Source organism: Streptomyces sp. S6 (assembly GCF_054880855.1).
Genome location: NZ_JBTYMC010000304.1, coordinates 1 through 7917, shown reverse-complemented (window position 1 = coordinate 7917; position 7917 = coordinate 1). Strand labels below are relative to the sequence as shown.

Below are 7917 nucleotides of genomic sequence, written 5' to 3'. Positions count from 1 at the left end.
GGGCGGCCGGCGGCGCCTCGCTGAGGACGACGTGGGCGTTGAGGGCGGCGGAGCCCTGGCCGGAGACTCCGGCGTAGGCGGGGCGGCCGTCGCGTTCGGGCAGGTCGTGGGGCTCGCCGGGGACGCGGACCGGGAGGGTGTCCCAGTCGAGGTCGGGGCGGGGGGTGGCGAGGTGCAGGCTCGCGGGTATCCGGCCGTGCTCCAGGCACAGGACCGCCTTGATGACGCCGGTGATGCCGCCGGCGGCCTCGGCGTGCCCGACGTTGGTCTTGACCGACCCGACGAGCAGCGGCCGGTCCGCGGGGCGTCCGGCGCCCAGGACCGCGCCGAGGGCGGTGAGTTCGAGTCCGTCGAGGGCCGGTGAGCCGGAGCCGTGGGCCTCGACGTAGTCGACGTCGGCGGGCTCGACCCCGGCGTCCTCGTAGGCCCAGCGCAGGACGTCGAGCTGGCCCTGGAGGGAGGGGTTGAGGACGGTGTCGCTGGTGCGGCCGTCGTTGCCGACGGCGCTGCCTCGGATGACGGCGCGGACGCGGTCGCCGTCGGCGAGCGCCCGGTCGAGGCGCTTGAGGACGAGGACGCCGACCGCGTCGCCGGGGGCGTGGCCGTCGGCCGTGGCGTCGCCGAACCGGCTGCGCCCGTCGTGGGAGTGGCCGCCGGCCTGGCTCATGACGATGGCCTCGTCGGGCCGCAGGACCAGGTTGACGCCGGCCGCGAGGACGAGCGGGCTCTCCCCCGTGCGCAGGCTCTGCACGGCCTGGTGGACGGCGACGAGGGAGGAGGAGCAGGCGGTGTCGACGACGACACTGGGACCGCGCAGGTCGAGGAAGTGCGAGACCCGGGCGGGCAGCAGGGAGCGGAAGTTGTTCAGCTGGGCGGCGTCGGCGCCGTCCGCGCCCCGGCGCAGGGCGTTCTCCAGGTAGTCGGCGCGGGCGTTGCCGACGAAGACGCCGGTGCGGGTGCCCGCGAGTTCGGCGGCGGCGACCCCGGCGTCCTCCAGCGCTTCCCAGGCGGCCATGAGCAGCAGGCGCTGCTGCGGGTCCAGTTGAACCGCTTCTGCCTCGGACATGCCAAAGAATGCGGCGTCGAACTCCCCCGCGTCCGCGACGTAGCCCGCGCGGCGGGCGGTGATCCGGCCCGGGCCCCCCTTGACGGAGTGCAGGGCGTCCGCGTCGTAGCGCTCCGCCGGGGTCTCCCCCGTGGCGTCGGCGCCGTCGAGCAGCAGCTCCCACAGTTCCTCGACTCCGCCTGCGCCGGGCAGCCGGCAGGCCATGCCGATCACCGCCACGCAGCGGGTGTCCGCCTCGCAGCTGTTCATGAGCTGACTCCATTTCATACTCGGCCACCGTCGTTACGCGGCAGTAGTTTGATCTTGCCCGCAAGACGGCGAAAAGACGACGAGATCTCGGCAACACCTCGGACCGAAGGCGCACAGAGCGGCCGGCACGGCCGCAAGGACGGACCCGCGCCGGAGACAGGGCACGCACCTAGGGCCTGTTCAGCCTCCGCGGACCCCCCGCTCCGCGTACCGGTCCCCCACCTGAACGGCTCTCCCCCCGACACCGGGCGCGTCCCCTCTCCACAGGAACGTCGCACATCGGGTTCGACACCCCATTTTCAGACACACTTTCGATTCCTCGATGTCATGGCGAGTCGAACACGCTAGCGTCGAAAACACGCCCGTCGCACGATTGTCGTATGTCCGAACGGCATAGCGCGACGGCCGCCGCAAGGAATGACGGGAAGTGATCGGCGATGGTTGAAACACGGTGCTTTTTGGACAGACTCGAAAGTTGAGCACCCGTCAACCACGCCTGGGCATCCGCTTGGCAAGATCTTCTTCCGCCAACCACCGCAGGTGACAAGTCGGTTACAGCTGAGGCTGAAGTGACCGGGAACGTCTGGGGAGGCGATTCGCGTCCCGTCGAGTTCTGCTTTGATCTGATCTCATGGACTCCCTCTCACCTGAAGAACTCCGTCTCGCGGGCGAGCAGCGCCGGCTGCGGCTACAGATTCTCGGCCTCAACTCGGTCGGCGCGGAGGCCACCTTCGACCGGGTGGCACGCCTCGCGGCCGGGTTCTCCCAGTCGCCGCTGGCCATGGTCAACTTCATCAGCGACGACCACCAGATGTTCCGCGGCATGTACACGCCCCCCGGCGACCCGGGCGCGCGGACCGACGCGGCGGGCAACGCGGTCACCTTCGACCTCAGCGACCTCGCCCGTGAGGCCCCCGGCGACTACGGCTTCTGCCCGCACGCCGTCGCGATGGGCTCCCAGCTCGCGCTCGACGACGTGTTCGACTACCCGCGGTTCAAGGGGAACGCGCTCGTCAACGACCTGGGTGTGCGCTCCTACCTCGGCACCCCCCTGCGCGACAACACCGGCATGATCCTCGGCACGGTCTGCGTGGCCGATTTCAAGCCGCGTGTGTGGGACGCGCAGACCCGTGAGGGCATGAAGGAGCTGGCCGACACGCTGCTGTCGGAGTTCCGGCTGCGCGACAGCCTCCTCGCCCAGCAGCAGGAGCTGTTCGCGGTGTTCGACGGCGCCCCCTTCCCGATCATGCTCACCGAGGGCCCCGAGCACCTCCTGCGCTACGCCAACGGCAAGCAGGGCCAGGCGTTCGGCATGGTCCCGCAGTTCAGCCGGGGACGGCACGTCCTGCCGGGCCTTGAGGCAATCGGCGTGTTCAACGCGATGGACGACGCGTTCCGCAGCGGCCAGACCACCACGCTCGGCGGCGGACGCATCAAGACGTACGACTCGCCGGCCCCGCAGGAGTTCGACTTCCTGTGCACCCCGGTGCGGACCTCGCCGACCGCGCCCGTCAGCGGCATCCTCACGGTCGCGATGAACGCGGGCGGCAACAGCTCCGCCAAGCAGTCGCACGCCTTCGCGGCCAACGTCCAGCAGCGGTTCGAGCAGATGGGGAACGGCGCGATGGGCGGCACGATGGGCGGTGCGACCACCCCGGTGGACTTCTTCGGTCCGCGCCACTGAACGGCCGGGGGTCCGGGGAGGTGTGCGGCGCGCTCAGCCGGCGCGGTAGCGGTCGCCGTACACCTTCCACTCCAGGGGCGGGGTGAGGTCGAGGTCGCCCGCGCGCAGGAACACGCGCTGCGCGGTGTCCACCCGGCTGGTGTCCCGGTGCGCCGGCTCCCGCCGCATCTGTGCCACGCGCGCGTCGAGGAACGCGTTCAGGTACGCCCGCTCGTCGCCGCCCCGCGCGGGAGTCCGCCTGCCGCGCAGCGCCCGCTCCCGGATGCCGTCGAACCCCGACTCGCCGTGCATGACGTACGCGTCGAAGTACGCGAACTGTCCGAGCGCCCGCAGCCCGTCGGCCCTGCCCTGCCGCACCGCGGGCCGGAAGTACACCCGGTCCCGCTCGTCCTCCTGCGCCCGCCGGAACACCGGGTCCCCGGCCGCGGCACGCCAGTCCCGCGCGAACGCCGGATCCAGCCCCCGGTGCGACGGCCCGCCCAGCACCGACCGCAGCGCGGGCAGGTACCGCGCCAGCACGTTCCCCGGCCGGCGCCGGGTGTACAGCTCCACCAGCTTCAGCATGTCGCCGGTGCCGGAGCAGAAGCCGACGATCCCGGCGGTGTAGCCGCGCCCGTCGTGGATGTCCTCGATGTAGGGGTACTGGGCACGCCAGTCCAGGGAGGAGTTCTCGGCGCTGGAGACCAATTGGAGGGCGAGTTCTTTTCCGGCGGGGGTGTCGAGGCCGGGGGCGGGTGAGACGGTGGAGAGGGAGAAGAGGGGTGCCGTCCCGAGAAGGGTGAGCACCCTGCGGCGAACCGTCCCGCCGCTCACTCCGTCACCCCCGACTCCCAGCACGCCTCCACATCTCCCTTCACCAGCTCACCCGCCCGCAACAGGGCCTGGCAGTTCGGCGAGGGGGTGTGGTGGACGATCAGCAAGGTGGGCACGGTCCGTACCGTGCCCGTGTACAGGGGGCGCCCGCAAGTCGGCATGCCCGGCGAGCGCGCGCCCCTCCCCCTCAGCGGGCCAGTTCCGCCACCTCCCCCGCGTCCAACGCCCGCCCGTACACGCGGACATCGTCCAGCGCACCCTTCAGATACGGGTCGGCGTACTGCGACCGGCCGAGAAAGGCCGCCCGGATCCGGCTCCCGAAGTGCCGGGGTTCGACCGTGACCGCGGTGTTGCGGCCGGCCTCGACGCCGTCGACGTAGAGGACGGCGGTCCCGGCGCCGTGGGAGACGGCGACGTGGGTCCAGCGGTCCGTGGCCAACGGGGGTGCGTCGATGCGCTGTTCGGCTCCCGCGCCGCCCGCGGTGATCGCGAACCGGAGGGTCCCGGAGTCGCTGCGCGGGGTGAGGAACAGGTTCGCGGTGACGCCGGTGCCGAAGTCGAAGATCCGGGTCCAGGCGGCGGGTCGGCCGGTGAGGCGGACCCACGCGGCGACGGTGTAGGCGGACGCGCCCGCCAACAGGTCGTCCGCGAGGGCGACATGGCCGTCCACCCCGTCGAGCGCGACCGCTCCCCCGGTGTGCCCCGGTGTCCAGTTCGCCCCGCCCGCCAGGGTCGCCGTCCTCCCGTGGCCGGTGGCGTCGGCCGCGCTGGTGCCGGACGTCTCGTCGAACCGGTGCCAGGCGGCGAACTCCGGTGGCGGGGGCGCGGGTTCGCCGGTGCGCCAGTACACCGAGTAGCGCTGGTGGTGGACGCGGGCGATCGGCAGGAGGGTGATCTGTTCACCGTCGGCGTCCGCTGTGAACCGCAGCGGGTCGGTCGACTCCTGGCGGAGGCTCGCCAGGTCGAGGCGCGGCAGCCACGGGTTCGCGCGGTCCCCGTACGTCCCGGCGAGGACGACGGGCCCGTGCAGGACGGCGCGGACCTCGGGGTCGTCCGGGGTCGCCTCGACGGTCGTGCGCAGCGGGAGGGTGACGTCGACGCGGTCGCCCTCGGTCCAGTCGCGGTCGAGGGTGAACCAGGTGCCGGGTGCCGGACGGTCGGGCAGGGGTGTGCCGTTGAGGCGGACGCGCGCGTCCTCGGCCCAGGCGGGGATGCGGACGACGAGGGCGTGGCGGGCGTGGCCGGCGGTGACCGTGAGGGTGGTGGTGTCCTCGTCGGGCAGGCGGGTGGTCTGGCGCCAGGTGATGCCCCGCGCCTGCCAGTTCACCTCCGAGGGGATGAACAGGTTGACCAGGAGCCGCTGTTCGTCGTGCGTGTAGATGGTGTCGGCGAACTTGGCGTGGGTCTCCATGCCGGTGCCGTGGTCGCAGGAGAAGTTGGTGTAGTCGGTGGAGTAGGCGTCCTCGGGGCTCATGAAGGACGGCTGGCGCTTCACCGAACCCGGGGCGAGGCCGGTGTAGTAGATGTTGAAGCCGTGCGCGGAGCCGGGGTCCTGCTCGCCGAGCAGCTGGTTGAACAGGGCGCGCTCGTAGTGGTCGAGGAGGTCGGTGCGGTCGGGGGCGTGGAAGTGCAGCAGCCGGGTCAGCTTGAGCATGTTGTAGGTGTTGCAGTTCTCGCAGGTGCTGTCCGACAACTGGCCCGCGATGACGTCGGGTTCGTGGAAGCTCTCGCCGTTGCTGTTGCCGCCGATGACGTAGGTGTGGTGGCCGACGACGATCCGCCAGAAGTTCTCGCCGATCGTCCGGTACCGGTCCGCAAGCCCCTCCTCCCACATCCTGAGGGCGCCGACCATCTTGGGGATCTGCGTGTTGGCGTGCAGTCCGGCGAGCCGGTCCTCGCCGCGCGCGAGCGGGTCGAACACCCGGGCGTGGGCGAAGCGTTCGGCGACGGTGAGCCAGCGGGCGTCTCCGGTGATCGCGTGCAGGTCGGCGAGGACGTCGTTCATGCCGCCGAACTCGGTGTCGAGGACCCGCTGCATCCGCTCGTACGACAGGTTCGCCGTCCGCCGGTCCACCCAGTCGGCCTTGCGCAGCACGACGTCCAGTGCCTGCCGGTTCCCTGCCAGCCGGTACTGGTCGACGAGCCCGGCCATGATCTTGTGCAGGGTGTAGTAGGGCGCCCAGACCCCGGTGCCCGCCTCCAGGCGGTCGAAGAAGCTCTCCGGGAACGCGGAGAGGTAGCCCTCGCCGAAGCCGGCGCCCGGCGAGGCGGCCTGGCACTCGGCGAGCGCGGCGACCAACCGGCTTGCCTTGTCTCGTAGTTCGGCGTCGCCGGTGTTCGCGTACGTGAGGGCGAGGCCGGACAGGAGGTGGCCGGTGGAGTGGCCGCGCAGTTCGACGTCCGGGCCCTCCCAGCCGGCACAGGGCTCGGCGGTGGAGGGCAGGCCGACGTTGCGGCGGAAGGTGTGGAGCAGCCGGTCGGGGTCGACGAAGCGGAGATACGCGGTGTTGCGGCGCTGGTTGTCGAGGAACGGGCCGTCGAGGAGCGTGACGTCCGTCAGGGGGAAGGGAGTTGCCGGGCCCGTGCTCGTGCGGGGCGCGGCGTGGACGGGGAGCGCGGGGACACCGGTGAGGGTGAGGGTCGTCGCCGCGGCGAGGAAGGGGCGTCTGCCCAGAGGGGTCAACAAAGCCTCCGCCATGCGGTCCGAAGATCGGGCGATGTGCTGTGCGGGGTCCACGGTAGGCGTCGGGCGGAGGGTGTCAACGAGGTCAGGGAGGCATGGCTGATTTCCGGTCTCCGGGGTCGGCGAACGGTGGCGGGGCCGCCTGTCAGTACGGCCTCGGAAGGCGCCTCGTTCAACGCCAACTGCGGTTTCCCGGACGGAATTTCCGACACTCGGGGGCAGAAGCGCACAGATGGCCGAGCGTTTCGGAGGGAAGTGGCTCTCGACCGTGCGAGAGCGGTCGATGACGGTGTGTACTGTGCTGCGAGTGCCCCACCGGGGGTGCTGGTGCCATCCCCGCTGCCCGTGCGCGCTCGTCGAGCGCCCGGCCCTGCCTGGAACCCAATCGATGATCGAAGTACCGGACCTGGTCGTCGGTGGCCTCGCCGCCGGCACGCTGTCCGCGCTCGCGCTGGGCGGCGGTCTGCTGCGCGCCCGGCGCAGGCAGGCCCGGCAGCGGGCCGAGATCGCCGCGCTGCGCACTCAACTCGACGGTTCCGTACGGGCGTTCACCGCCGAGGTGGAGCATCTCGCGGGGCTCAGGGTGCCCGCGGCGGCGCGCAGGATGGCCCATCCGCACCTGGAGATACCCGGTCCGCTCCAGCCGCTCACGTCCGGCACGCCGCTCGGGGTCGCGCTGGAGAAGGTCCTCGAAGCGCTGCGCGTGGAGGTCACCGCCCAGCGCAATCGCGTCGACGCGGCGGCCCAGGCGGGGATGCGGGGCGCCACCCGGGAGATCCAGGCGGCGCTGTACCGGCTCCAGGACGCGCTGCGCGGACTCCAGGCGCAGTACGACGACCCGGAGCTGGCGCAGACCCTGTTCCGGCTCGACCACGAGAACGAGCAGTCGCTGCGCCGGGCGCAGGTGACGGCCGTGGTGTGCGGGGCGTGGGTGGGGCTCGCGCGGGAGGAGTCGCACCTCGTCGACGCGGTGACCGGCGGCCAGGCGCGGCTCGCCGGGTACCAGCGGGTCAGGGTGCTCAACCATCTCGAACCGGGTACCGGGCTCGTGTCGCACGCGGTGGAGCCGGTCGCCATCATCGTCGCCGAGCTCCTGGACAACGCGCTGCGGCACTCGGCGCCGGACACCGACGTCGTCGTCGGGCTCGAACACGTCCACCACGGGGTGTGCGTGACGATCGACGACGCGGGCGTCGGGATGACGCGGGACGAGCGGGAGCGGGCGCAGCGGCTGGTGGCCGGGGACGCGCCGATCCACCTCACGGAGCTGGGGGATCCGCCGCGCATGGGGCTCGCCGCGATCGGGCGGCTGACGCGGCAGTTCGAGCTGGCGGTCGACCTGACGTCGGCGTCGCCGTACGGCGGGGTCCGGGCGGTGCTGCGGATCGGCACGCATCTGCTGTCCCGGATCGACCCGGCACG

5 protein-coding genes are annotated in these 7917 nt (G+C 72.0%); 2 read left to right on the top strand and 3 right to left on the bottom strand.

The features are described 5' to 3' along the window. The coding region (locus ACVNF4_RS29145) for a beta-ketoacyl [acyl carrier protein] synthase domain-containing protein (protein WP_461805873.1) at positions 1 to 1315 on the bottom strand (1315 nt) is incomplete at its 3' end. A 631-nt stretch (positions 1316 to 1946) separates the two neighbouring features. Here ACVNF4_RS29145 and ACVNF4_RS29140 point away from each other — a divergent pair. After that, on the top strand, positions 1947 to 2999 hold the full coding sequence (locus ACVNF4_RS29140; protein ID WP_461805872.1) for a GAF domain-containing protein: 1053 nt from the start codon (positions 1947 to 1949) through the stop codon (positions 2997 to 2999). Positions 3000 to 3032: 33 nt separating this feature from the next. Here ACVNF4_RS29140 and ACVNF4_RS29135 read toward each other — a convergent pair whose 3' ends face one another. Together ACVNF4_RS29135 and ACVNF4_RS29130 are read right to left on the bottom strand one after the other, a co-directional pair. Continuing rightward, a complete protein-coding gene (locus ACVNF4_RS29135; RefSeq protein WP_461805871.1) occupies positions 3033 to 3785 on the bottom strand; it encodes a chitosanase in 753 nt (250 codons plus the stop codon). A 214-nt stretch (positions 3786 to 3999) separates the two neighbouring features. Next, positions 4000 to 6510 carry a glycoside hydrolase family 127 protein gene (locus tag ACVNF4_RS29130; RefSeq protein ID WP_461805870.1) on the bottom strand — a complete coding sequence of 837 codons (2511 nt, stop codon included), beginning with the start codon at positions 6508 to 6510 and terminating at the stop codon, positions 4000 to 4002. 373 nt (positions 6511 to 6883) lie between these two features. On the opposite strand from ACVNF4_RS29130, the gene ACVNF4_RS29125 reads away from it, so the two are divergent. Continuing rightward, on the top strand, positions 6884 to 7917 hold a 1034-nt coding region (locus ACVNF4_RS29125), incomplete at its 3' end, for an ATP-binding protein (RefSeq protein ID WP_461805869.1).